This window comes from Comamonas kerstersii (assembly GCF_008801935.1).
Classification (GTDB): Bacteria; Pseudomonadota; Gammaproteobacteria; order Burkholderiales; family Burkholderiaceae_C; genus Comamonas; species Comamonas kerstersii.
The window spans coordinates 15,771-40,406 of sequence record NZ_VZOT01000013.1; the positions used below are offsets into that span (position 1 = coordinate 15,771).

Genomic DNA, 24,636 nt, shown 5'->3' on the forward strand with positions numbered 1-24,636 from the left:
CACGACGGCATACCAACAAGAGAGAGGGAGGGAAGGCGCAGCTGACTGCACCAAGGGGTGCTACTTAACTGTCATAGCGGCCAGCGGTGCTGGCGTGCAGGCGCTGCTTCATGGCATTCCATTCGCGCGCATTGGGGTCGGCCTTGCCGGGCAGGCGGTTGCTGGCGCCGGACTCGTACTGGCGCGCCGTCAACTCGCACACTTCGGTGGGCACGGGATAGGCAATTTGGCCGCTGGACTGGATGGCCACCTGCACGCGGCACGCACGCTCTAGGTTGACCATCAAGATGAACGCTTCGGCGATGGTGTTGCCCACAGTCAGCAAACCGTGGTTGCGCAAGATCAAGGCCTTGTGTTCAGTGCCCAGATCGCGCACCAGGCGCTCACGCTCTGCGTGGTTGAGGGCAATCCCCTCAAAGTCGTGGTAGGCGACACGTTGGTAGAACTGCAGCGCCCACTGGTTGCAAGGCTGCAAGCCGCATGCCATCGACGCCACCGCCACGCCACCGATGGTGTGGGTGTGCACGATGCATTGCGCATCTTCACGCGCCATGTGGATGGCGCTGTGGATGGTGAAACCGGCTGGGTTGACGTCGTAGTCTGAAGGCTCCACCAGCTTGCCGTCGATCCCCACTTTGACCAGCGACGAGGCGGTCACATCCCGAAACAGCATGCCGTACGGGTTGATCAGAAATTGGTCATGCCGGCCAGGCACGCGGGCCGAAATATGTGTGTAGATGCTGTCGTCCAAGCCCAGTAAAGCCATCAGGCGATAGGCGGCCGCCAAGTCCTTGCGGACCTCCCATTCTTCGTCGCTCCAGCCATGTGCGCTCCCCGCTGCCTCAGCGCTTTTTTTGTCGATTTGGTTGCTTGTCATGCTCATTTTTCCTTTGCACTTCGTAAGCCAATACGCAACTTGTACGCAAATGGCGTGCCACGTTCATCGACACCGAATCTCGGTATTACCGCGGCAGACGAAAGGCGAGATCAGCACCACGCTGGCCTGACCAATATTCCAATTTAGTGCAATTTTTTGTTTCTTTTCGGTGCGATTGCACCACCTTCTGCGCACCATTGATGGCATGCATCTTGCCCGTTCGTTAGCATGCTGAACTCAAACACCCCCACCCTCGTCACCCCCCCCCACCCCATCCGCCATCGCTGACGCAGTGCAGCAGCAACGTGACTACTTGCTGTCGAGCTTGTCGCAATTAGTGGCCGCCCCCAGCCCCAGTGGCAACGAAACCCCGGCTTGCACCGCGATGGAAAAGTTGTTGCAAGAGTTGGGGCTGACCACCGAACGCATTCCGATGGACACCGATGCGCTGGCTGGACACCCTTTGTTCTCCTGCCCTTGCAACCCGGACGGCAACCGTTTTAATTTGTTGGCCGAAATCACGCCACCCCATGGCGCCACCCCCACGGGCTTAAATCTGCTGTTTAACGGGCACTTGGATGTTGTGCCCACAGGCCCGACCGCACTGTGGGCCAAAGCCCCCTACCAACCCTATGAGCAAGATGGCTGGTTTTATGGCCGCGGCGCGGGGGACATGAAAGGCGGTATTGCCTGCGTATTGGCGGCCATCCGTACGCTGCAGGCCATGGGACTGCAACCAGCTTCACGCATTGGCATTAACACCGTGGTGGACGAAGAAGACACGGGTAACGGCACGTTGATGTCGATGGGTGTGCTGCAACGCGCACGCAGCAAAGCACGCTACAGCGGTTACGACGCGGTGATCATTCCTGAGCCATTTGGTGAAACCTTGATGAGCGCCCAAATTGGCGTGTGCTGGCTGACAGTGGAGTTGACCGGACGGCCCACCCATGTGGCATATATGAACCAAGGCCTGAACCCGATCGAGGCGGGTATTCAGATCATGCAGGCCCTCAAGCAAGTGCAAAATGAGTGGAACTTGCCTGAGAACCGTCACCCTGCTTTCAAGAATGTCGCGCAACCCATCAACATCAATTTGGGGATGATCGAAGGCGGGGAATGGAAGTCGTCAGTGCCATGCACTTGCACCATGGGCATTCGTGCCAGTTTCTACCCCGACCGCGATGCACAAGAAGCGATTGCATGGTTCTCCCGCTTCATTAAAGACATAGCAAGCCGCCTCAATCCCGAATTAGAAGTACAGATCGCGCACAACGGCTTTGCTGCACCAGGCTGCGTGTATGATTTAGAACACCCAGCTATGCAAGCACTGTCCCAGTCTCATGCAGCGCTGCACGGCGAACCGCCCCTCCACCTTGCCTGTACCGCCACTACCGACGGCCGCCACTTCCGTCTGGCTACGGATTGGGCCGTCACTAACTACGGTCCGACCGCCCGCAACATCCACGGCATCGACGAATGCGTGAGCATTAACAGCATGCTACGAGTGACCCAAACCTTGGTGCACTACATCGTGACGCAATGCGGCGTAACCCCTGCAACCACGAGCAATGCCACTGAGAGTTGCTAACATAACCTACCAACGAAGCGTACGCTGATGATTGCCGCGGTTAACTTGAGCAAGGCCACATGTATGTCCAGCGTCTCTCTAAGCGTATGCGCAGCTTCCCAAACGCAGCAAACTAGCCATGAGTGCGCTCCACGACCCAGCGATGCCTACCCAGTTTCTCGCTGCTTTCAACACCACGTCTTGCGATGCGCCTGATGATTCCACACCTTCTCAAGCGAGCCCTGCGGCGGGCGTAGTCTGGTCGGGTACCCAGCAGCTTGTCCGTGATGGCTTGCATGACACGCCCTAATGATTTTCGTGTTGTGACACTACTGGCATTAATTGACTTGGATGAACAAAAAATGTCACACAAGGAAAATCAATTACAAGGGGGAACGCTGCATTTCACACCACTTGAGCCCAGCTTTCGACAACCTATTGCTGGCAAACCACAGCAATTTTTTTTCGCCTCATAACCCAAAGGTCGTTGGTTCAAATCCGGCCCTCGCAACCAATACAAAAGGCCCTGTGCAATGCGCAGGGCCTTTTTGTTTGCGCGGCCAGCCCCTCAGATCTGCAGCGGCGCTTCCTGCATAGCCTCGAGTTGCGCTTGCAGCACCGCCGTCTGCTCCAGCCAGTAGGCCTCTGTGCCAAACCATGGGAAGGCGCGCTGAAAGGCAGGGTCGCTCTGGCGCTGCGCCAGCCAGGCGCTGTAGTGGATGAGACGCAGCGTGCGCAGCGGCTCGATCAAGGCCAGCTCACGGCGGTCAAAGTCCCGGATCTGCTCATAGCCCTCCACCAGCGTAGACAGCTGCTGGCTGCGCTGCATGCGGTCGCCAGAGATGCACATCCACAGGTCTTGTATGGCTGGCCCCATGCGGGCGTCATCCAGGTCCACAAAATGCGGGCCGCCGCGCCCTTCTTCGTCCACCGGTGTCCAGAGGATGTTGCCGGGATGGCAGTCCCCATGCAGGCGGATGGCGTGGTACGGCGTGGCCTCCAGCCCCTGCGCCGCCTGCGTCAGCGCCTGTTCGCACACGGGCTGCCAGCGTGCACGCACATGGGCCGGCATGTCTGCATGCGTCAGCAGCCACTGCATAGGCTCGTAGCCCATGCTCTGGGCATTGAGCACACTGCGGTACACAAAACGGCCCTGCGCCCCCACTACATGCAGACGTGCCAGAAACCGGCCCAGCCATTCCAGCGTGTCCCAGTCGTCCAGCTCCGGCATGCGCCCACCGCGCCAGGGGCTGACGCTGAAGGCAAAACCTGCATGCTGATGCAGCGTGCGCCCCTGCAGTACCCAGGGGGCCACCACCGGCACTTCAGCTTGCAGCAGCTCCTGCGCAAATGCATGCTCTTCCAGCACCTGCGCTTCGCTCCAGCGACCGGGCCGGTAGAACTTGGCCACCACCTTGTCACTGCCTTGCTCCGGCGCATCCAGACAGGCCTGATACACACGGTTTTCATACGAGCCCAGCGGCTGAAGACGCCCATCGGGCCACAGATCTACGCTGCTGAGCGCATCCAGGACGCAATCCGGGGTCAGTGCGTCATAGGGGTGAGGGGCAGAAGAAGAGGCAGTATCCATAAGCAGGCATTGTGCGCGTGGCGGCACTGCGCTGCCCACCCTCCCATAAAAAAGGGTGCCGTAGCACCCTTGATTGCGCTGGTAAAGCGTCTCTGCTTAAGCCGCCTTGGCAGCCACTGCAGGGGCCTCTTCCAGTGGAGGCACGTTCTGGCCATCCAGCACTGCATTCAGGCGCTGCATGTCCACGCCCTTTTCCCAGCGCGAAACCACCACGGTCGCCACGGCATTGCCGATGAAGTTGGTGATCGAGCGGCACTCGGACATGAAGCGGTCCACGCCCAGGATCAGCGCCATGCCAGCCACAGGCACTTCAGGCACCACAGCCAGCGTCGCTGCCAGGGTGATAAAGCCTGCACCGGTCACGCCCGCTGCGCCCTTGGAGGACAGCATGGCAACCAGCAGCAGCGCAATCTGGTGACCCAGCGTCAGCTCGGTATTGGTCGCCTGCGCAATGAACAGCGCAGCCAGTGTCATGTAGATGTTGGTGCCGTCCAGGTTGAAGGAGTAACCGGTAGGAACCACCAGGCCCACGACCGACTTCTTGCAGCCTGCATGCTCCATCTTGTGCATCAGGCTGGGCAGTGCCGATTCAGACGAGGAAGTGCCCAGCACCAGCAGCAGCTCTTCCTTCAGGTAGCGGATCAGCTTGATCACGGAGAAGCCGCAGACACGCGCCACAGCACCCAGCACCAGCAGCACGAAGATGGCAGAGGTGATGTAGAAGGTCATCACCAGCTCGACCAGGTTCAGCAGCGAGCCCAGACCGAACTTGCCGATGGTGAAAGCCATGGCACCGAAAGCACCGATGGGAGCTGCCTTCATCACAATGTTCACCAGCTTGAAAATGGGCTTTTGCAGCGCTTCCAGGAAGTCCAGGATGGGCTTGCCAGCGTCACCTGTCATGGCCAGGGACACGCCAAACAGCACGGCCACCAGCAGCACCTGCAGGATGTTGTCACCAATGAAAGGGCTGACCAGCGTCTTGGGGATGATGTCCATCACAAAGCCGGTCATGCTCATGTCGTGCGACTTGGCCACATAGCCCTGCACGGCCTTCTGGTCCAGATCGGCCACATTGATGTTCATGCCTGCACCAGGCTGGAACACATTGGCCACGATCAGGCCTACCACCAGCGCCAGGGTCGAGAAGGTCAGGAAGTACGCCATGGCCTTGCCGAACACACGGCCCACGGTGCTCAGGTGCGTCATGCCAGCGATGCCGGTGACGATGGTCAGGAAAATCACCGGCGCGATGATCATCTTGATCAGCTTGATGAAGGCATCACCAAACGGCTTCATGGCGGCGCCATATGCGGGCTCAAAGTAGCCCAGCAAGACACCGACCACAATGGCGAACACCACCTGGAAATACAGTTGGCGATAGAACGGCAGCTTGGGGGCTGCAGCTGCTTCAGCGGGGATAGCGTGCATGCTATGTCTTCCAGAAGTCCAAATAAAAATGCACCGTGCGGCGCAACTGTCGAGGTTGTACTGCTGGAGCGCCACGCTGCCGATAACCCATTGGTATTAGATGACCGGTTTTAGGCTCCAAATTGGCCCAAAATACGTAGAAATACGAACAGAATCAGGCGGTGGTATTGCAATGCCATGGGGCGTCACGCCGCCAATCCGGGCACACTGCACCCATGTTTTCCCAACTCCGCCGCACCCGCTGGACCATCAGCATCCTGATCACAGGCACGCTGCTGAGCATGCTGATCGTGGGCTGGCTCACCTGGCGGCAGTCGCTGCGCCACGAGAGCGAATCGTTCCAGCGCCAGCTGGAAGTCCGTGCCCAGGCCCTCACCCAGCGTGTGGACCGCTTTCGCACCCTGCCCGAAGTGCTGTCGCTAGACCCCGAGCTGCGTGATGCTCTCTCCCGCCCCCTGAACGCAGCCGATGTAGACCGGCTCAACCGCAAGCTCGAACGCGCCAACGGGGCCAGCCAGTCTTCCACGCTGACGCTGATTGACCGTAACGGCCAGGCGCTGGCTGCCAGCAACTGGAACGAGCCGCAAAGCAATGTGGGCGAGAACTACAGCTACCGCCCCTACGTGCAAGACGCCCTGCGCACCGGCAGCGGGCGCTTCTACGGCATTGGCACCACCACGGGCAAGCCCGGCTACTTTCTGTCCCGCGCCATCTATGACGCTGAAGGCCAGGTGCTGGGGCTGATCGCCATCAAGATTGCCCTGCAGGAGCTGGAGCGCCAGTGGCCGCGCACCTCCGACATCGTGGTGGTCTCGGATGACCACGGCGTGACTTTTCTGACCAGCCGCGAAGACTGGCGCTACCGCCTGCTGCACCGCCTGACCGAAGCCGACATTGCCGAGCTGCAAAGCACCCGCCAGTACCAGGACGAAATACTCACGCCGCTGGATTACAAGGTCTACAAGCACCTGCCCAATGGCAGCCGCCTGGTGCACATCCAGGACCCGCAGATGCCCAATCAGATGCTGCTGCAAAGCGTGAGACTGCCCAACAGCAACTGGCAGATGCATCTGCTGCACAACACGGGCTCCAGCGTCACCACCAGTCTGTGGGCGGCCATCGCTGCCGGCGGGCTGTGGCTCACAGGCAGCCTGCTGCTGCTCTATGTCCGCCAGCGCCAGCGCATTGCACGCATACGTCTGCGCAGCCGCCAGGAGCTGGAAACCGTGCTCAAGCAGCATGCCCAGGAGCTACGCACCGCGCAGGACGGCATCGTGCAGGCCGCGCAGAAGGCCGACATGGGCCTGTCCCGCAGTCTGGAGCACCTGCCGCAGGGCGTAGTCATCATTGATGCCAATCTGAATCTGGTGGCCTGGAACTCGCGCTATGTCGAGCTGTTTCGCTATCCGTCAGAGTTGATGCAGGTGGGCACCCCCATTGAGGCGCTGCTGCGCTTTAACGCCCGGCGCGGCCTGCTCGGCCCGGCTCCGATGGAAGAAGCAATTCAGCGACGCCTGAGCCATTTGCGCAGCGGCAAATCCCACCTGCACGAAAGCGAAAAAGGCGATGGCATGGTGCTGGAAATTCGCGGCAACCCCTTGCCCGATGGCGGCTTTGTGACCAGCTATGCCGACATCACCAGCTACAAGAACGCTGCGCGCGAACTGCGCTCACTGGCCGATGCGCTGGAGCAGCGCATCGAAGAGCGCACGCGCGACCTGGCCACGGCCAAGCGTGAGGCCGAAGAAGCCAACCGCTACAAGACCCGCTTTGTGAACGCAGCCGTGCATGACCTGCTGCAGCCGCTGAACGCCGCGCGCATGTTCACCAGCCTGCTGCCCACCCATGTGCATGACGAGGCCGGCCGCCGCGTGGTGGAAAACATTGATGCTGCGCTGACCTCGCAGGACGCCATCCTCACCAGCATGCTCGACATTGCGCGCATGGAGTCCGGCCAGCTGGAAACCCATGTGCGCGACTTCGCGCTCGACTCGCTGCTGCACGTGGTGCACAACAACTTTGCCATGCTGGCCGAAAGCGAAGGCCTGCAGCTGCGCACCCGCGCTGGCAGCTATGTGGTGCGCAGTGACGAGGCGCTGCTGCGCCGCATCATCCAGAACTTTGTCTCCAACGCCATCCGCTACGCCCGCAAGGGGCGCATTGTGGTGGGCTGCCGCCGCCAGGGGCGCTATGTACGCATCGAAGTCCACGACCAGGGGCCAGGCATTCCGCAGGCCCTGCAAAAGGAAATCTTCGAGGAATTCCGCCGCCTGGACGAAGGCCATGCCGATGACCGCGGCACCGGGCTGGGCCTGGCGATTGTGGAACGTCTGGGCAAGCTGCTGGGCCACGAAATCGGCCTGCACTCCACGCTCGGCAAGGGCAGCGTGTTCTGGGTAAAAGTGCCGCTGGGCAATGTGCAGGCCTTGCAGCCTACGGTGCAGCCCAGCGCCCCGACCCGCCAGGACGATGCACCCTTGCAAGGCGGCGTGGCCTGGTATGTGGATGACGACCCACAGACCTGCGCCGCCACGCGCGCCCTGCTGGAGCGCTGGGGCTGCGCCGTGCCCTATGCCGGCGGCCCGCACGATGCGCTGGCACGCGCCAATCCGGACAACGTGCCACAGCTGCTGCTGCTGGACGTGCACCTGGGCAATGACTTGTACGGCCCGGACCTGTACCCGCAGCTGTGCGAGAAATGGGGCCAGACCCCGCCCGTGATTCTGGTCACGGCCGAGCGCGATGCCTCGCTGCGCCGCCAGGCAGGTGAACGCGGCTGGGGCTTTCTGGCCAAGCCCGTGCGCCCGCCTGCCCTGCGTGCGCTGATGAGCCAGACTCTGCTGCGCATTCGTGAAGGTTAGGGCGTGTTCACATCAACATTGGGTTCGCTGCCCCTGATTATGGAGCTCACAAATGGGGTTGAAGGCTTGGGGCGGTCTGCGTTGTTGCGGCGGCTTGCAAGGCGCTCGGCATTGCTGCGCCACCGCGCCTAGCATCCCATCCCCAAGCCTTCAACGCGAATCTCAAGCTTTATGTGAACACGCCCTAACGGCCTGATTCTTATAGAAAAAGTAGCAGCCACCGCTTGATTGCAAAGGATTTCAGATAGTTTTCTATTTGAAACCTTTGTTTTACAAGCGCTGGCAGCTATATTTTTTATGCAACATCGCTACAGACGCTGTTACACAAAGACTTACAACCAGAACACTTTGCGCTTGCCCACCCGGTGCTGCACTTCTACAGTGTCTGGCGTCTTCCCTGTCTGAGCTTTCATGCCTGCTGCCCGTAACCACACGCTGGACCACATCAAGGCCATCGCCTGCCTGACCATTGTCTGCCACCACCTGGCGTTTTACGGCCCGATGACCGATGTGCTGCGCCCCGTGCTGCCCGTCCTGCTGCAATGGCTGGATGTGTATGGCCGCATGGCCGTGCAGGTGTTTCTGGTGCTGGGCGGCTATCTGGCCGCGGCTGCGCTCGCTCCGCAGGGCCAAGGCAGCGATACACCACCGCACACGCTCTGGAGCAAGCGCTTTGTGCGTCTATGTCTGCCGTACTGCGCAGCGCTGATCGTGGCTCTCCTCGTCAATGAAAGCGTGCGCTATGCCGGTTTTGACCATGCATCGGTGTCTGCCAACCCAAGCTGGAGCAGCGTGCTGGCACACCTGCTACTGGTGCAAAGCATTGGGGGCTGGGAAGCACTGTCGGCAGGCGTCTGGTACGTGGCCATCGACTTTCAGCTCTATGCCCTGTGCGTCCTGTGGTTCTGGCTCAGCAGCCGCGCCACAGCATGGCCCTGGCTGGGCAAGGCCGGCGTGCTGGTGCTGGCCGCCCTGTCCCTGTGGCACTGGAATCTGGACAGCAGCTGGGACAACTGGGCCCTGTACTTTGTGGGGGCCTACGCCCTGGGCATGATGGCCTGGTGGGCCGCACACAGCCCGCAGCGCAACCAGCGCTGGCTGTGGGTGCTGGCCATTGCAGCGCTGGGCGCTGTGGCCTTGCAGATGGCGTGGCGCGATCGTATTGCCCTGGCTACAGTCTCCGCACTGGTACTGGCCATGGGCGGGCAAGTGCGCTGGCCCTCTGCACTGCGCGATATGCAGCTTGCGCCGCTGGCCTGGATCGGACAGCGCTCGTACTCCATTTTTCTGATTCACTTTCCCGTCAGCCTGCTGGTCAACGCCTGCGTGCACCTGCTATGGCCGGACAGCGTGGCCATGAACACGCTCGGTGTGCTGCTGGCCATTGGCCTGTCCATCGCAGCAGGGGCCGTGCTCTACGCCTGGACGGAACACCCTCGGGCCAGCTGGAAGCGCCTGCACCTGTGGCAGCTGACCGCGCTCTCCGCAGGCATGGCAGCGCTGGCAGCCAACACCTATGCAAGCTCATAAATTCCTAGCTGCTTTGGCTTGCTGAATAAGGCCTAGAGGCCAGTCTGGCTAAAATTTTTACAAGGCATCTGCGCTGATACTGGCCGCGTCACTGTCGTTTTCCAGGCTCTTGACCAGTACGGCCGCCTGCGTGCGTGAATAGCATTCGAGCTTTTTCAAAATCGCGGTGACATGCACTTTCACCGTGTTCTCTGCCAGCCCCAGCTCATGCGCAATCTGCTTGTTGAGCAGGCCGTCGGCCAGGCACAGCAGCACGCGGAACTGCTGCGGCGTGAGCTGCGCCAGCCGTGCGGCCAGCTCGGCGTCCGCTTCCGAGCGCTCTGCCGCCATGGGCGGAAACCAGCTGTCCCCGGCCAGCACGGCCTCAATGGCCTGGGCGATTTCTTCGGCAGAAGCCGACTTCGGAATAAAGCCTGCCGCGCCAAACTGCTGGGCACGACGAATCACGCGCGGATGGTCATTGGACGAAATGATGACCACCGGAATTTCCGAATACTCGCCACGCACATGCAGCAGCGTGGAAAAGCCCCGGGCACCGGGCATGGTCAGGTCCAGCAGCACCAGCTCCACCTCCGGGTGCGCCTGCAGCATGCTGCTCACGGTGGCAGCACTGGCAGCTTCCAACGTCTGGTACTGCGCAAAACGCGCATGCAAAACGTGAAGCACCGCAGCACGGAACAAGGGGTGATCGTCAGCGACGAGCAATGAGGGCGAGGACATGGGAGCGAAGTCTGCCACGCATGCCTGCGCTGCGCTTTGCTTGCAACAAAAAGCTTGCAACAAAAATGCCCTGCAGCCAGTTGCTGAAGGGCACTTTTCTCAGTGAATGTTTTGGCAGCCCACAGCGGCTGCATGCATCGGCGAATTACTGCTTGGCGACGGCAAAGTCAGCAGCACGTACTTCTTGGATGAACTTGATCAAGGCATTTACAGCATTCAGCATGACAGTCTTTCATTTGCGAGATGCCTGCACATTGGCTGGTGAGGATGCATCTCAACGACCTCACAGCTACGGGATAACCTCTAAGTGATAACCCGTAGACGTAAGTATAAACCACATGCCATTTTTATGTGCAGGGCGGCGTTGTTGCATCAATCGATTTCAGGCCAAGCTCCCCCAGACCCCAGCTCTGTAAATCGATGCAAGATGGCTGCTCGAATGTGCAGTTCGCCCACTTGTCGCTCAAAGGTACGAGACATCAGCCGCTCACCCAATCGTTTGATGCAGTTCATCTTGGGTTCCAATTCGAGCATTCTTGCGAGGAGGAATAATGGGGATACCTCCTCGCTTGAGGACTTCTTCATGGACTGCTTGCGGTGTCGTAAGCGCCATCGCCCGTTAGGCTCTCCAGCACCTCATCGTCGGGCAATGGCTGCAGCACATCCGGCATCACTGGCGTTGCTGGATGTCACACAGATAGCCCTGATCTGTAGCGTCTGGGGATCAATGCCAATGTGCAACTTGCGCCATTGCCGATGACGCTCAGGGCCATGTTTTTTGCATTTCCCCTCGCTTTCACCCAAGAACTTGATTCCCGTTGTAGCAACCAGCAAATGCAGCACCAACTCGGCAAGAGCCGTGCTCTGCCGCAGTGCCAAGCCCAACAGGTTCTTGAGCGTCCAACAAAATTGGATGGCTGCATCCGAGAACTTCGGACTGCGTCCGCGTTTGCCACTTGCCGTGGCAAACCAGCACATACCCTTGTCCAGCCACACCGCCAAAGAGCCTCGAACTTTGAGGGATGCGTTGTACTGCCTCCAGTTGCTGGCTCTATAGCGGGGGTTGCGGGGCTGACTCATGCAGCAAGCCTACCGCTGGAAGAGCAACGATTTATGCAACAACGCCGTCATTGGCCAGAATGAAATACACGTCCGAAGTTTCCGATGGGTTGAACATGCCCAGCGCACGGTAGGCCGTGTCCATGCTGAAGCCGCTTTTCAGTGGCAAGGGCATGGGCCCATTGGGCATTTCCTGTATACGCACATACAGCGCAGATTCAAGCGTCAGCACGATGTCCTCCTGCGAGGTTTCAGGCACATGGGCGCATGTGTGCCGTCTTTGCCCCGGCGCTTGGCTGGCATGTGCAATGTTTTGCGGGGCAGTCCCACAGATGCCGCTGCGGCAGTCAGGCCTGCGGGGAAGACAGCTTCATCAGCACCAGTCCGCTGACGATCAGCACCGCGGCCAGCACACGCATGGCACTCACCTGCTCGCCGAGCACGGCAATGCCCACGATGAAGGCGCCAACCGCGCCAATGCCTGTCCAGATCGTATAGGCCGTTCCCAGCGGCAGACTGCGCATGGCCAGAGACAGCAGGCCGAAGCTGGCGACCATGGTCACGAAGGTAATCACACTGGGAACCAAGCGGCTGAAGCCATGCGACTGCTTCATGGTGTAGGCCCACACCACTTCCAGCACCCCTGCGACCACCAGATAAAGCCATGCCATACGAGACTCCTTGCATTGCGAAGATGCGGGCCGTCCCGTGATGGAGATCACCAGCGCAGGTCGTCCTGTGCCGGGCAGTGTTGCACTGCAGATGGAGTAGCCATTGTAGGCAGCCACCACTTTGCACCCTCAGCCCTGCCACATGCCCCGCAAGCCTCTGGGTGGTTGTCACGCCACAGTGCTGACTGCAGTTCCTACAGCCTCCATCCCCTGATGGCTGACCTGCTGCATGTCCCTGCTTTGCTACAACCCATGACATGGCAATCCGCCATGTTCTGCAAAGTGAGCCCCATGCCAACGACTGCATCACGTCCCCCTGCCAAGTCCGCTGCATCCAAGGCAGCCTAACCAGCAGACGCCAAGCGCGCAGCGATTGCCAAAGCCAAGGCCACCGCCCCTCATGTGGCTGCGCGCATTGGCAGCACGCCCAAAACCAAGTTTCGCGGCAACCCCGATCTGTTTGGCCGTCTGGTCGAAGACCATGACCGCCACCGCGCGTTGCTGGCCATGATTGGCGAGACCTCGGGTAAGTCGCCAGACCGCAAAAAACTTTTCAGAGAATTGACACTGGAGCTCAAAAGCCACGCCGCTGCCGAAGAGCAGGCACTGTGGTCCAGCGTGATGCGCAACCCCGCCACCACCGACGACGCACGCCACGCTGTGGCCGAGCACAAGGCGATTGACGACATGCTGGCCGATCTGGCCGCACGTGACATGGCATCACCTGGCTGGCTGCGGCGCTTTGCGGCCCTGCGCGAGGAGTATCTGCACCATATTGCAGAAGAAGAGCAGGAGCAGTTTGTGGCGGCTGAAAAGCATCTTTCAGCCGGTGACCTGCGCTACATGCAGCAGGTCTTCAACCGCCGCAAAAAAGAAGAAAAAGCCAGCACCCAGGTGAAGAAGCAAATCAAACTCAAAGATTGATAGCGTTTAGCGCTTGATAAAAGCCACTTTCAGACATAAAACATCGTGAAAGTGGCTTTTTATCAGCGCAAGCCGCTATGCATTTTTGCTTCTGCGAGCACGCACTGCTGCCGCCAGCTGCTCCAGCACAGGAATGGTCTGCTCCATGCTGATGCAGGCATCGGTCAGCGACACGCCGTATTGCAGCGCCTGGCCCTCCACGATGTCCTGGCGGCCTTCGTGCAGATGGCTTTCAATCATCACACCGCTGATGCGTGTTTCGCCTGCGGCAATCTGCTGCGCCACATCAGCTGCCACGTCCACCTGGCGGCGGTGCTGCTTGCTGCTGTTGGCGTGTGACAGGTCAATCATCACCTGGGGGCGCAGACCGTTTTTCTCCAGCATGTCGCAGGCAGACTGCACATCCGCCGCGCTGTAGTTGGGCTGCTTGCCACCGCGCAGAATCACGTGGCAGTCCTGGTTGCCACGGGTTTCAAAAATCGCGGCCTGGCCCATCTTGGTCATGCCCATGAAGGCATGGGGTGCCTGTGCGGCCAGAATCGCGTCGCAAGCCACCTTGACGCCGCCGTCCGTGCCGTTCTTGAAGCCCACAGGGCAGGACAAACCGCTGGTCAGCTGGCGGTGGCTCTGGCTTTCCGTGGTGCGAGCGCCAATCGCGCCCCAGGTGACCAGATCGCTGATGTACTGGGGCGAGAGCAGGTCCAGAAATTCCGTGCCCACGGGCAGGCCCAGCCCCACCACATCCAGCAGCAGCTTGCGCGCCAGCTCCAGCCCTTCGTTGATGGCAAAGCTGCCGTCGCGGCGCGGGTCATTGATATAGCCCTTCCAGCCCACGGTGGTGCGCGGCTTTTCGAAGTACACCCGCATGATGATCAGCAGGTCCTGCGACAGCGCATCGGCATGCACTTTCAACTGGCGCGCGTAGTCCATGGCCTGCTCGTGGTCGTGGATGGAGCAAGGGCCAACCACCACCACCAGCCGGTCGTCCTGCCCATGCAGCACGCGCGATACCGCATCGCGGCTGCTTTCCACCAGTGCATGTGCCTGCTCGGTCGCTGGCAGCCACTCCTGCAGGATGGCGGGGGTAATCAGGGGACGCACCGCCTTGATGCGGGTGTCGTCAATGCGGGTCATGTCCAGCGTAGAAAGCTGCGCCGGTTTGGTGTAGGTAGGCGAAATCATGGACGATATTGTCCCCCCTCTGCGGCCAACCCGGCGTCAGCCGGGCACGACAGCATTTTTCGTAGCTGCCAGCGCTTGCACCATGGGCGCTGGCAGCCCGTTGGGTTTTACACCGCTGATGCCTCGTCGGCAGTTTCCAGCAGCAAGATATTGCCCACGGTCGCACCATAGTTCTGGGCCACGCGCTTGCGCTGCTTGAGCACGGCCTTGTCCTTGCTCACCAGCAGGGCCTGGTGCTGGCTGGCCAGGTCCAGAAAGTGCTGGTCATCCGGATCGGTGCAGGTAAAGCGGATCTTGGGCGCTTCGGCCACGTATTCCACGGCGGCGTCAAAAGCCGCCATCACGCCTTCAGGCGTCTTGCCGTAGAACGACACACGCGGCGCAATCTGGCTGTAGTGCAGCACACGCTCCAGCTCAATGCGCTGGGCCTGGTCGGCAATCCAGCGCACTTCGCCCCGGGCGACCAGTTCGCGGATGGGCGGGATGTGCGGGTCATCAAAGATCAGCATGTCCAGCACCACGTTGGTGTCCAGCACCATGGGGCGTGGCAAAGGGCCGGTGTAGCCTGCATTGCAGGCAGGCCACTTCAAGACAATTTTCATGGCTCAGGCCTCGTCAGCTGGGCGCTGTGCGCTCTCATCTTTACGGGGCTTGACGGCACCCTTGATCATGTCAAAGCGAAACAGTCGGCACTCGATGGGGCCGTTCCACATCGGTGTGCGGCGCGATTCCTTCAGGCGCATCTTGCCGGGCAGCTTCAGGTCTGGCGTGAGCATCCAGGCACTCCAGCCGCTGTAGTTTTTCTTCCAGTGGCTGGCCAGCTGGCTGAAGAACTCCACGCCGTCTTCGGTCTGTGCAGTCTCGCGGCCTGCACGCTCCACCACGTTCATGCGCTCACGTGCATTGCGGCCAGCACTACCGGCTGCGGCAATACGTTCGCCATACGGGGGGTTGAGCAGCATCATGCCGGGCTGCTCGCAAGGGGGCATGCGCTGCAGCGCATCGCCGCCGCGCAGCTGCACGGTCTCGGCCACACCGGCACGCTCGGCATTGCGCTGGGCAAAGTCCACCATGCGGTGCGACACGTCCGAGCCAAAAATCGGCACCGGGCTTTCGTCCAGGATCTTGGATTCGGCTTCGTCCAGAATCGCTTCCCACACGTGGCGCTGGAAAGGCACCAGCTTTTCAAACGCAAAGCGGCGCAGGATGCCTGCGGGAATCTTGCGGGCAATCTGCGCGGCTTCGATCACCACCGTGCCAGAGCCACAGCAGGGGTCGTACAGCGGCTCAGGGTTGGGGCCATGTGGGTCCCAGCCGGTAGCGGCAAGCATGGCCGCAGCCAGCGTTTCCTTCAAAGGTGCATCGCCCTTGTCTTCACGCCAGCCGCGCTTGAACAGCGCTTCACCCGAGGTGTCGATGTACAGCGTGCAGGTGTCCGTGGTCAGGTGCATGTGCACGCGCACGTCGGGGCGGCTGGTTTCCACACTGGGGCGCACGCCATGGCGCTTGGCGCGGAAACGGTCAGCAATCGCGTCCTTGACGCGCAGGGCAGCAAAGTTCAGGCTGGTCAGCGGGCTGTGCTGGGCCGTTACTTCAATCTTGAAGGTTTCCTTGGGCGTAAACCAGATTTCCCACGCCACTTCGCTGGCGGCACGGTACAGGTCGTTTTCGCTGCGGTATTCGGTGTACGACAGCTCCACCAGCACGCGCTGCGCCAGGCGGCTGTAGAGGTTGAGCAGCATGGCATCGCGCCACATGCCACGCACCATGACGCCGCCTCGGCCGGTGAGCACATCGTCATTGCCCACGCCGGTGATGGCACGCACTTCGTCGGCCAGATAGCCCTCAACGCCAGCGGCGCAGGGTAAAAACAGATGCAGTTGATTCATAAGATGCGTTCAAGCATACGCGCACTTGGTGGTTTCAAGCGCTACCCCGCAGAAATGTCGAGGCTGCACGCGCCTATTGCACGGCCAAACTCTGTCCGGCACAAGTGCTGCGGGCTACAGAATGTGGCACCGCTTTGGAAATAAAAAATAGCTGCTTGCGCTTGTCAGTACTGCATTTCGACAACAAAAGATATCGAAAACCAATCTACACAAGCGCAAGCAGCTATATTTTTACAACTGTTGCGAGGGCCTAGAAAGCCACGCCCGCCACCAGCATCACATTCGCATAAGGCGTGCATTCGCCGGTACGAATCACGGCACGCGCCCGTGCGTTGCGCTGCTTGAAGTCTTCGTGCGATACAGCTTCCACCGGCAGATCGCGCCAGGCGGCAGGCAGCCAGGCAGGCATCTGGCCATCGGTGGCAGCCAGTGTTTCGGTGGCCAGCACCATGCGCTCGACCTGCATCTCGCTCTCCAGCGCTTCCAGCACCAGGTCGATACGGGGCAGACCACGCATGACGGCCAGGTCAATGCAGGGCACACCGGGGGGCACGGGCAGACCTGCGTCGCCCACCACAATCATGTCGTTATGGCCCAGCTGCGCCACCAGGTGCGACAGGGCTGCGTTCAGGAGTTTGGTTTTTTTCATGGGGCTTTGACCTCGCTACGCTGGGGAATGGAGGGCTGTGCACCGGCACGGCCAATGCACAGGGCAGCGGCCTGGATGGCCCATTCCACGGCTTGCGCCAGCGTGCAGCCTTCACCCAGACGGGTGGTCATGGTGCCCAGGAAAGTGTCGCCCGCCGAGGTGGTATCCACCACCTGTACCTTGGGCGCAGGATGCACGCTATGGCCTGATGCATCCAGTGCCAGTGCGCCCTGGCTGCCCAAAGTGACCACCACACGACGCACACCCTGGCTCAGGAAATGCTGCGCCGCAGCCAGTGCGCTGTGCGCATCGGTCACGGCCATGCCAGACAGTTCTGCCGCTTCATGCTCATTCACCACCAGGGTGTCGATCATGGGCCACCATGCACTGGGCACAGCCTTCACGGGCGAGGGGTTGAGCACCACCTTGCAGCCCACTGCATGCGCCACAGCCATCGCGCGGTCCAGCACGTCCAGCGGCGTTTCAAACTGCACCACCAGAAAGTCGCTGGCTTTCAAAGTTTCTGCAAAGCTGGCGGGCAGATCGGCCAGCGCATTCGCACCGGGAATCACGGCAATGCGGTTGCTGCCATCCTGCTCCACCATCACCACGGCAGAACCTGTCGCCACGCCGTCATGCACGGCCACATGCGAGACATCGATGCCATCCAGCACCAGCGCGTTGCGCAGCTCCTCACCATGGGCATCGCGGCCCACAGCACCAACCAGTGCCACCTGTGCACCGTGGCGGGCACAGGCCACGGCCTGGTTACCGCCCTTGCCGCCGGGGATGTAGCTCAGGCTCTGGGCATGCACGGTTTCACCGCGTGCGGGCATGGTGTCGCAGCGCAGCACCACGTCCATGTTCAGGCTGCCCAGCACCACGATACGGGTCTTGTTGGAAGACATGGCACCCCTGCTTAGTGCTTGCGCGCTGCGCGGCGCTGGCGGATGGTATCCACCACCACGGCGACCACGATCACCACGCCGGTGATGATGCGCTTGCTGGGCTCGCTGGCACCAATCTGGGCCAGACCGGCTTCCAGCACAGCAATGATGAGCACACCAAAGAAGGTGTTGATCACCGAGCCACGGCCACCCATCAGGCTGGTGCCGCCAATCACCACGGCTGCGATCACCTGCAGCTCCATGCCAGCGCCTGCATTGGGGTCTGCCGCTTCCAGACGGGCCGACTGCATCAGACCTGCGAGCGCTGCCAGAAAGCCCATGGCCGCAAACACGATGACGCGGATAGGACGAGGGTCCACACCGGCCAGACGCATGGCTTCTTCGTTCGTGCCAATGCCCACCACATAGCGGCCAAACACGGTGCGCGAGAGGATGAGCTGGCCAACAATGACCACCACGATGGCAATGAAGAACGAGGCCGACAGCCCGCCCAGCCAGGGGGTCGCCAGACCGCCCATGGCATCACCCACATACTGGGTGCGCGAATCCGTCACCAGATAGGCCCCGCCACGCACGGCTTCGAGCATGCCCAGCGAAACAATAAAGCTGGGCAGCTGCCAGGCCACGGAAATACCGCCGGTAATCGTGCCGCAGACCACGCCCACGAGCAGACCCAGCACGGCTGCGCCCCAGGGGCCCCACTCCCACTGCAGCATGGCTGCAGCGGCGGCGGCAGCGCTCAGTGCCAGCACCGAGCCTACCGACAGGTCAATACCCGCAATGATCAGAATGAAGGTCATGCCCACGGCCATCACGGCCAGGGCAGGAATTTCATTGGCGATCGACAGCAGCGTGTCCTTGGTAAAGAAGTAGTCCGACAGCGAGCTGAACAGCGCCACCATGGCGATCAGCACCACGATCAGGCCGATGTACGTGCCCATTTCCTGGCGCCATGGACTGTGTACTTTTTCTGGATGAGAAGCAGGGGAAGACATGCGTATTGAATCGTTGTTTAGGCCGCAGTGGCTGCAGCAGTTTCTTCAGTAACGTCACCAAATGCGGCGGCCAGCAAGGCTTGCTGCGACCACTGGCCACGCTCGAAGGTCGCCACCAGGCGGCCCTGGTGCATCACGGCAATGCGGTCACACAGCTCCATGAGCTCGCGCAGATCGCTGGACACCACCATCACAGCCTTGCCCTGGTGGGTCATGGTGTTGATCTCGGCGTACAGATCAGAGCGCGCACCCACGTCCACGCCACGGGTCGGCTCGTCCAGCAGCACCACGGGGCAGTCACGGTGCAGCCAGCGCGCAAAAATCACTTTCTGCTGGTTGCCGCCACTGAGCGTGCCCACGGACTGCTCAGCGTTAAAGGAGCGCACACGCAGGCGCTGCACCATTTGCTTGGCCAGCTGTGCTTCACGGCTGCGGTTGAGCCAGCCACCTGCGGACACGGAGCGCATATGGCTCAGCGAGGTATTGACGCGAATGGACTGGGGCAGCAGCAAGCCCTGCGCCTTGCGGTCTTCCGTAATCAGGGCAATACCGGCGCGCACGGCCTGCATGGGGCTGCGCCAGTTCGGTGCCACGGTCTGTGCCTGCTGGTCAGGGTGCTGGCCGGTCAGCTCGATAGAGCCGCTGTCTGCCTTGTCTGCGCCGTACAGCAGGCGCAGCAGTTCGGTGCGACCAGCGCCCACCAGACCCGCCACACCCAGCACTTCGCCAGCGTGCAGCTCCAGGCTGACGTTCTTGACCACATCGCCACGGCACATGTTTTCTGCACGCAGCAGCACGGGGCCGGCCTTGCGGCGGGGCTTTTCATCCAGCGTTTCCACGTGGCGGCCGACCATGCGCTCCACCAGCGTGGCTTCTGACAGGCCCTGCATGGGCAGCACATCCACCAGACGGCCGTCGCGCAGCACAGCCACACGCTCGGCCACGCGCTGCAGTTCTTCCAGACGGTGTGAGACGTAGACCAGCGCCACGCCCTGCGCCTTCATCAAGTCAATCTGTGCAAACAGGTGTTCAATTTCCTTGGCCGTGAGCATGGCCGTGGGCTCATCGAGCACCAGCACGCGGTTGCCATCGCGCAGGTTGCGCGCAATTTCCACCATCTGCTGCATGCCAATACCCAGCTCGGACACCTTGGTGCGTGGGTCGATATGGTCCAGCCCCATCTTGGCCAGCTGTTCGCGCGCCATTTCGTGCAGGCGCTTGCGATCCACCAGGCCAAAGCGGTGGGGCAGGCGGTCGAGCAGCAGGTTCTCGGCCACCGTCAATGTGTTTACCAGCCCCAGCTCCTGCAGCACCATGCGCACGCCCTGACGCTCTGCGTCCGTACGTGACACGGGTGCAAAAGGCTTGCCCATCAGCGTCATCTGGCCGCGCGATGCCTGCACCAGGCCGCACATGATCTTGGAACATGTGCTCTTGCCTGCGCCGTTCTCGCCGGTCAGCGCCAGCACCTCACCAGCGCGCAGGTCCAGACTCACGCCATCGAGCACCGTGCTATCGCCATAGTCCTTGCCGATGCCTTCAAGCCGCATGACCACCTGACCGTGGTCTGCAGGAGTGGGGTGTGCCATGTCTGCCTCTTACTTCGTCACCAAAACCACGTCGGTTTTGACTTCAGCAGGCAGCTGGGCCTGGGGTGTCTTGTCCTGGATGGCCTTCAGGGCCACATCAATACCGAAAGCCGCCTGCTTGGCAGCAAACTGGTCAGCGGTGGCCAGCACGCGGCCGTCCTTGAGCAAAGGCTTGATGGCCTGGATGTTGTCGTAGCCCACCACCAGCACCTTGCCTGTCTTGCCCGCGGCCTTGACGGCGGCCACAGCACCCAGAGCCATGGAGTCGTTACCAGCCAGCAGTGCCTTCAGATCGGGGTTCTCACGCATCATGCCGGCAGCCACGGTGTTGCCATTGGCAATTTCCCAGTTGCCGGACTGCACGCCCACGATGTTCATCTTGGCAGCGTCCATGGCGTCCTTGAAGCCTGCGGTGCGCTGCTGTGCATTGGTGGTGGTAGACACGCCTTCGATGATGCCGACCTTGTCGCCGGCCTGCAGTTGCTGGGCCAGATAGTCGCCCACCAGCTTGGCGCCGTAGCGGTTGTCAGGCCCCACAAAAGGAACGTTCAGGTTCTTTTCCTTCAGGGCTTCGGGGTCCAGACGGTTGTCGATGTTCACCACGATCACGCCCTTGTCCACGGCGTTCTTGAGCACGGGCACCAGCGCCTTGGAGTCAGCGGGGGCGATCACGATGGCATCGGCCTTCTGCGCCACCATCTGTTCGACCATCTTGATCTGGGCTGCGGTGTCGGTCTCGTTCTTGATGCCGTTGCTCAGCAGCACGTAGTTGCCGTGCTCCTTGTTGTGTGCCTTGGCTCCGTCTTCCATGGTGCGGAAGAACTCATTGGCCAGCGACTTCATGACCAGCGCCACCTTGGGCTTGTCCTGCGCATGCACGGCGGGTGCAAAAGTACCAAAAGCGGCCAGTGCGGCTGCACCGATAGCCAAGAGGGTATGACGACGTTGTTGCATATTGGTTCTCCGAGCGCAGGGCACTCAACTGGGTTACGAGCAAAAAACAAAACGCTGCCCGCAGGCAGCGCATAAGTAATATCCGTAATATCCGCGCGATTCTAGCGAGCGCTCACCAGCCTAGCCAATCGCCCCGAGCAAACCAATACAGCGTTAACGGGTTGCTCCGTTCGCTTACAACGCTTTTCTCAAATTTGCTGGCGCAATTTTCAGCGCCTCCCGGTATTTCGCCACCGTGCGGCGGGCACATTCGATGCCCTGCTCCTTGAGCATCTCGGCAATCTGGCTGTCCGACAGCGGTTTTTTGGGGTTCTCTGCACTCACAAACTGGCGGATCAGCGCACGCACTGCCGTACTCGACGCATTGCCGCCCGTCTCTGTACCCAGGCCGGAACCGAAGAAGAACTTCAGCTCATAGGTGCCGTGGGGCGTGGCCATGTACTTGGCCGTCGTCACACGGCTGATGGTGGATTCGTGCAGCCCCAGCTCGTCCGCAATATCGCGCAGCACCAGCGGACGCATGGCCAGCTCACCGTGGATGAAGAAGTTTTTCTGCCGCTCCACAATGGCTTTGGACACGCGCAAGATGGTGTCAAAGCGCTGCTGCACGTTCTTGATGAACCAGCGCGCCTCCTGCAGGCGCTGCTGCAGCATGGCGTGGCCCTCGCTGCCCTTGTGGCTGCGCAGCGCACCGGCATAGACCTCGTGCACACGCAGACGCGGCATCACATCGTGGTTGAGCTGCACGCTGAACTGCATCAGGCCATCGCCCCCTTTGCGGTTCGTTTTCTGCACGATCACATCGGGCACGATCACATGCCGCTCCACATCCACAAAGCGCCGCCCGGGCTTGGGCTCCAGCCGTGCAATCAGGCCCAGCGCTGCGCGCACGCGGCTTTCAGGCAGACCACAGGCCTGCATGAGCTTGCGCACATCACGGCGCGCCAGCATGTCCAGCGGCTGGGCACACAGCTGCAAGGCGGCTTCCAGCAGCGCGGGGTCGTCACCACCTTGCTCCTGCAGATAGCGCAGCTGCAGGCGCAGGCATTCAGCCAGATCACGCGCCCCCACACCCACGGGTTCCAGCGACTGCAGCAGACGCAGCGCCACCGTGAAGTGGTGCATCAGCTCCTCAAGCTGCTCCTCATCCTCACTGCCTGCCAGGCCAATAGCCAGTTCTTGCAGCGAGTCTTCCAGATAGCCGTCGTCGTTGAGGTTTTCAATCAGAAAGCGCAGGGCGCAGCGCTGCACTTCCGACAGGCGCAGCGACAGTGCCTGCTGGTGCAGATGGTCCGTCAGAGATTCGTGGCAGCGGGCCAGTTCCAGTGCAGAAGGGGCATCCTCGTCCTCATTGCGCTTGCCGCGTGCCGGTGCTTCACCACCCCACTCTGCGTCATCCAACGCCCCCATGTCTACACTGCCATCGCCCTCCCAGTCCTGGGGCAGATCGGCAGCTTCTACCACGTGAATTTCTGAATCTTTTTGCCCTTCAGCGCCCGTGGATACGGCGCTGTCAGCTACAGAAAAATAAGTTTCGTCGCTGGCATGCACATCCGCCTCTGGCGCGGAATTTGCATGCTCCACGCCAAAGGCCTCGCGTTCGACCTCTTCGGCAGACAATTCAAGAAATGGGTTTTCGTCGAGCATCTGCTCGACTTCCTGAGAAAGCTCCAGGGTCGACAGCTGCAGCAGTCGAATAGATTGTTGAAGTTGCGGCGTCAACGCCAGATGTTGTGAGACCCGCAGTGACAAACTTGGCTTCAACGCTGTACCCCTCTTTGCTCTATCGACCTTTGTTGTTATTGATGACGCTGCAGGGGAGGTCTACATCCGGAAATGTTCGCCGAGGTATACCCGGCGTACATCCGGATTCTCGACAATCTCCTGCGGCGTTCCCTGTGCCAGCACTGTGCCATCGCTGATGATGAACGCGTGGTCACAGATGCCCAGTGTTTCGCGCACATTGTGATCAGTAATCAAGACACCAATGCCGCGCTCCTTGAGGAAGCTGATGATGCGCTGAATCTCGATCACGGCGATGGGGTCAATACCGGCAAACGGCTCATCCAGCAGGATGAAGCGCGGATTCGTGGCCAGCGCGCGGGCAATCTCCACGCGGCGGCGCTCACCACCGGACAGCGCCAGCGAAGGCGACTTGCGCAGGTGGTCCACGCGCAGCTCCTGCAGCAGCGTGGTCAGTTGCTGCTCAATGGCTTCGCGCGACAGCGATTTGCCACTGGCATCTTTTTGCAGCTCCAGCACGGCACGCACGTTGTCTTCCACATTGAGTTTGCGAAAGATCGATGCTTCCTGCGGCAGGTAGGACAGACCCAGGCGCGAGCGCTGGTGAATCGGCATATTGCCCACGGAGTGGCCGTCAATCAGCACATCACCACCGTCGCTGCGTACCAGCCCCACGATCATGTAGAACGACGTGGTCTTGCCCGCGCCGTTGGGGCCGAGCAGCCCGACGACCTCACCCTTTTGCACGGTGATGGACACGTCTTTGACCACCTTGCGGCTGCCATAGGACTTGGCCAGATGCCGTGCCTCGAGCTTGCTCACCGCGGCAGTGTCTTGGGTCTTCTCGGCCATTAGTTTCCTTGCAGTTTCAGTGCATCCGAAGGCTGCAGCGTCTGTGCAGGTGCGCTGGACGGTGCTGGCGTAGTGTTCTTGGGCGCCAGGATGGCTCGGACACGGCCGCCGGAGCCAGCAGGGGCTGACGAAGGCTCATTGCTGCGCTTTGCGCCATCCACGGTGAACACGTCCGTGAGGTTGTTGTAGGTGATGACGCTGCCCATGATGTCGTCACTGAGCTGGCCACCCGTGTAGCGGCGCAGCTGGCCGCGGCGGATGAACTTCACGTCATCCGTCTTGCCGTTGTATTCAATGATCTCGCCCTCGCCCTCGATCACCTCTTCAGGTGCTCCCGGTGCGGTATCGCGCTTCTGACGGAAATAGGCACGCTGGCCCGGGGCAGCCTTGACCACGCCATGCTGGTAGCCTTCGGCATCCTGCCGTACATCCAGCTGTTCGCCGCGCAGCACGATGGTGCCCTTGGTCATCACCACATTGCCCGTAAACACGCTGGTCTGCGTCAAGTCGTCATGGCGCAGCGCGTCCGACTCGATATTCATGGGTTTGTCGCGGTCAGCACGCTCGGCATGTGCAAGGCCTGTGGCCCCGGCGAGGGCTGTCAGCAAAAGACAGGTGATGAGTTTGGAGTTCATGGGCAA

General features: G+C 60.9%; 23 protein-coding genes and 2 pseudogenes. 6 read left to right on the forward strand and 19 right to left on the reverse strand.

The genetic code is table 11. The features are described 5' to 3' along the window. Positions 1–64: 64 nt before the first annotated feature. Positions 65–877 carry a class II aldolase/adducin family protein gene (locus F7P80_RS13955; protein ID WP_249041485.1) on the reverse strand — a complete coding sequence of 271 codons (813 nt, stop codon included), beginning with the start codon at positions 875–877 and terminating at the stop codon, positions 65–67. Positions 878–1,169: 292 nt separating this feature from the next. Between F7P80_RS13955 and F7P80_RS13960 the strand changes: the two genes are divergently transcribed. Next, on the forward strand, positions 1,170–2,468 hold the full coding sequence (locus F7P80_RS13960) for an ArgE/DapE family deacylase (protein WP_249041486.1): 1,299 nt from the start codon (positions 1,170–1,172) through the stop codon (positions 2,466–2,468). Here the strand turns inward: F7P80_RS13960 and F7P80_RS13965 are convergent. Further along, a pseudogene (locus F7P80_RS13965) lies at positions 2,465–2,706 on the reverse strand (IS5/IS1182 family transposase); the annotation flags it as partial. The gene F7P80_RS13960 and the pseudogene F7P80_RS13965 sit on opposite strands and share 4 nt — an antisense overlap. A gap of 37 nt (positions 2,707–2,743) precedes the next feature. On the opposite strand from F7P80_RS13965, the gene F7P80_RS13970 reads away from it, so the two are divergent. Next, positions 2,744–2,923 carry a hypothetical protein gene (locus tag F7P80_RS13970; protein ID WP_151045602.1) on the forward strand — a complete coding sequence of 60 codons (180 nt, stop codon included), beginning with the start codon at positions 2,744–2,746 and terminating at the stop codon, positions 2,921–2,923. A gap of 92 nt (positions 2,924–3,015) precedes the next feature. On the opposite strand, the gene F7P80_RS13975 is transcribed toward F7P80_RS13970, so the two are convergent. Beyond that, complete coding sequence (locus F7P80_RS13975) at positions 3,016–4,038, reverse strand: serine/threonine protein kinase (protein WP_151045604.1); 1,023 nt, start codon at positions 4,036–4,038, stop codon at positions 3,016–3,018. Positions 4,039–4,134: 96 nt separating this feature from the next. Next, positions 4,135–5,469, reverse strand: coding sequence for a dicarboxylate/amino acid:cation symporter (locus tag F7P80_RS13980; RefSeq protein WP_151045606.1), 1,335 nt, complete (start codon positions 5,467–5,469; stop codon positions 4,135–4,137). Positions 5,470–5,684: 215 nt separating this feature from the next. Between F7P80_RS13980 and F7P80_RS13985 the strand changes: the two genes are divergently transcribed. Together F7P80_RS13985 and F7P80_RS13990 are read left to right on the forward strand one after the other, a co-directional pair. Then, on the forward strand, positions 5,685–8,330 hold the full coding sequence (locus tag F7P80_RS13985; RefSeq protein WP_151045608.1) for a hybrid sensor histidine kinase/response regulator: 2,646 nt from the start codon (positions 5,685–5,687) through the stop codon (positions 8,328–8,330). A 411-nt stretch (positions 8,331–8,741) separates the two neighbouring features. Next, the gene (locus tag F7P80_RS13990) at positions 8,742–9,860 is read left to right on the forward strand and encodes an acyltransferase family protein (protein ID WP_151045610.1); all 1,119 of its coding nucleotides are present in this window, start codon (positions 8,742–8,744) and stop codon (positions 9,858–9,860) included. 57 nt (positions 9,861–9,917) lie between these two features. Here the strand turns inward: F7P80_RS13990 and F7P80_RS13995 are convergent, their stop codons facing one another. Then, a complete protein-coding gene (locus F7P80_RS13995; RefSeq protein ID WP_151045612.1) occupies positions 9,918–10,580 on the reverse strand; it encodes a response regulator in 663 nt (220 codons plus the stop codon). A gap of 20 nt (positions 10,581–10,600) precedes the next feature. Here F7P80_RS13995 and F7P80_RS14000 point away from each other — a divergent pair, with 20 nt between their 5' ends. After that, positions 10,601–10,891, forward strand: coding sequence for a hypothetical protein (locus tag F7P80_RS14000; RefSeq protein ID WP_130932693.1), 291 nt, complete (start codon positions 10,601–10,603; stop codon positions 10,889–10,891). A 61-nt stretch (positions 10,892–10,952) separates the two neighbouring features. Here F7P80_RS14000 and F7P80_RS14005 read toward each other — a convergent pair. The 3 genes and pseudogenes from F7P80_RS14005 to sugE all read right to left on the reverse strand — a co-directional run bounded on the left by F7P80_RS14005 (position 10,953) and on the right by sugE (position 12,310). Further along, positions 10,953–11,660: pseudogene (locus tag F7P80_RS14005) on the reverse strand (transposase). A gap of 31 nt (positions 11,661–11,691) precedes the next feature. Further along, the gene (locus tag F7P80_RS14010; protein WP_151045614.1) at positions 11,692–11,898 is read right to left on the reverse strand and encodes a hypothetical protein; all 207 of its coding nucleotides are present in this window, start codon (positions 11,896–11,898) and stop codon (positions 11,692–11,694) included. 88 nt (positions 11,899–11,986) lie between these two features. Beyond that, positions 11,987–12,310: a quaternary ammonium compound efflux SMR transporter SugE gene (gene sugE, locus F7P80_RS14015; RefSeq protein ID WP_054065364.1), complete on the reverse strand. Its 324-nt coding sequence runs from the start codon at positions 12,308–12,310 to the stop codon at positions 11,987–11,989. Between the two features lie 402 nt (positions 12,311–12,712). On the opposite strand from sugE, the gene F7P80_RS14020 reads away from it, so the two are divergent. After that, complete coding sequence (locus F7P80_RS14020; RefSeq protein ID WP_211372046.1) at positions 12,713–13,234, forward strand: hemerythrin domain-containing protein; 522 nt, start codon at positions 12,713–12,715, stop codon at positions 13,232–13,234. A gap of 75 nt (positions 13,235–13,309) precedes the next feature. Here F7P80_RS14020 and F7P80_RS14025 read toward each other — a convergent pair whose 3' ends face one another. The 11 genes from F7P80_RS14025 to lptA all read right to left on the reverse strand — a co-directional run bounded on the left by F7P80_RS14025 (position 13,310) and on the right by lptA (position 24,630). After that, positions 13,310–14,416, reverse strand: a complete 1,107-nt coding sequence (locus F7P80_RS14025) for a 3-deoxy-7-phosphoheptulonate synthase (RefSeq protein WP_077344454.1) — start codon at positions 14,414–14,416, stop codon at positions 13,310–13,312. Positions 14,417–14,523: 107 nt separating this feature from the next. Next, the gene (locus F7P80_RS14030; protein ID WP_151045618.1) at positions 14,524–15,018 is read right to left on the reverse strand and encodes a putative toxin-antitoxin system toxin component, PIN family; all 495 of its coding nucleotides are present in this window, start codon (positions 15,016–15,018) and stop codon (positions 14,524–14,526) included. A 3-nt stretch (positions 15,019–15,021) separates the two neighbouring features. After that, positions 15,022–16,305, reverse strand: coding sequence for a THUMP domain-containing class I SAM-dependent RNA methyltransferase (locus F7P80_RS14035; RefSeq protein WP_054065359.1), 1,284 nt, complete (start codon positions 16,303–16,305; stop codon positions 15,022–15,024). Positions 16,306–16,555: 250 nt separating this feature from the next. Next, positions 16,556–16,954 (reverse strand): D-ribose pyranase, encoded by a 399-nt coding sequence (rbsD, locus tag F7P80_RS14040; RefSeq protein WP_054065358.1) that lies wholly within the window; start codon positions 16,952–16,954, stop codon positions 16,556–16,558. Then, positions 16,951–17,862: a ribokinase gene (rbsK, locus tag F7P80_RS14045; RefSeq protein ID WP_151045620.1), complete on the reverse strand. Its 912-nt coding sequence runs from the start codon at positions 17,860–17,862 to the stop codon at positions 16,951–16,953. The genes rbsD and rbsK overlap by 4 nt, the downstream gene beginning before the upstream one ends. 11 nt (positions 17,863–17,873) lie before the next feature. Further along, entirely contained in the window at positions 17,874–18,857 is a 984-nt protein-coding gene (locus F7P80_RS14050) for an ABC transporter permease (RefSeq protein ID WP_058879933.1), read from the reverse strand. 17 nt (positions 18,858–18,874) lie between these two features. Then, positions 18,875–20,446, reverse strand: coding sequence for a sugar ABC transporter ATP-binding protein (locus tag F7P80_RS14055; protein ID WP_151045622.1), 1,572 nt, complete (start codon positions 20,444–20,446; stop codon positions 18,875–18,877). A gap of 9 nt (positions 20,447–20,455) precedes the next feature. Continuing rightward, the gene (locus F7P80_RS14060) at positions 20,456–21,400 is read right to left on the reverse strand and encodes a sugar ABC transporter substrate-binding protein (protein ID WP_151045624.1); all 945 of its coding nucleotides are present in this window, start codon (positions 21,398–21,400) and stop codon (positions 20,456–20,458) included. Between the two features lie 174 nt (positions 21,401–21,574). Then, the gene (locus F7P80_RS14065) at positions 21,575–23,164 is read right to left on the reverse strand and encodes an RNA polymerase factor sigma-54 (RefSeq protein ID WP_151045626.1); all 1,590 of its coding nucleotides are present in this window, start codon (positions 23,162–23,164) and stop codon (positions 21,575–21,577) included. 60 nt (positions 23,165–23,224) lie between these two features. Then, a complete protein-coding gene (gene lptB / locus F7P80_RS14070) occupies positions 23,225–23,995 on the reverse strand; it encodes an LPS export ABC transporter ATP-binding protein (RefSeq protein ID WP_054065352.1) in 771 nt (256 codons plus the stop codon). Then, positions 23,995–24,630, reverse strand: coding sequence for a lipopolysaccharide transport periplasmic protein LptA (gene lptA, locus F7P80_RS14075; RefSeq protein WP_058880045.1), 636 nt, complete (start codon positions 24,628–24,630; stop codon positions 23,995–23,997). The genes lptB and lptA overlap by 1 nt, the downstream gene beginning before the upstream one ends. Between the last annotated feature and the right edge of the window lie 6 nt (positions 24,631–24,636).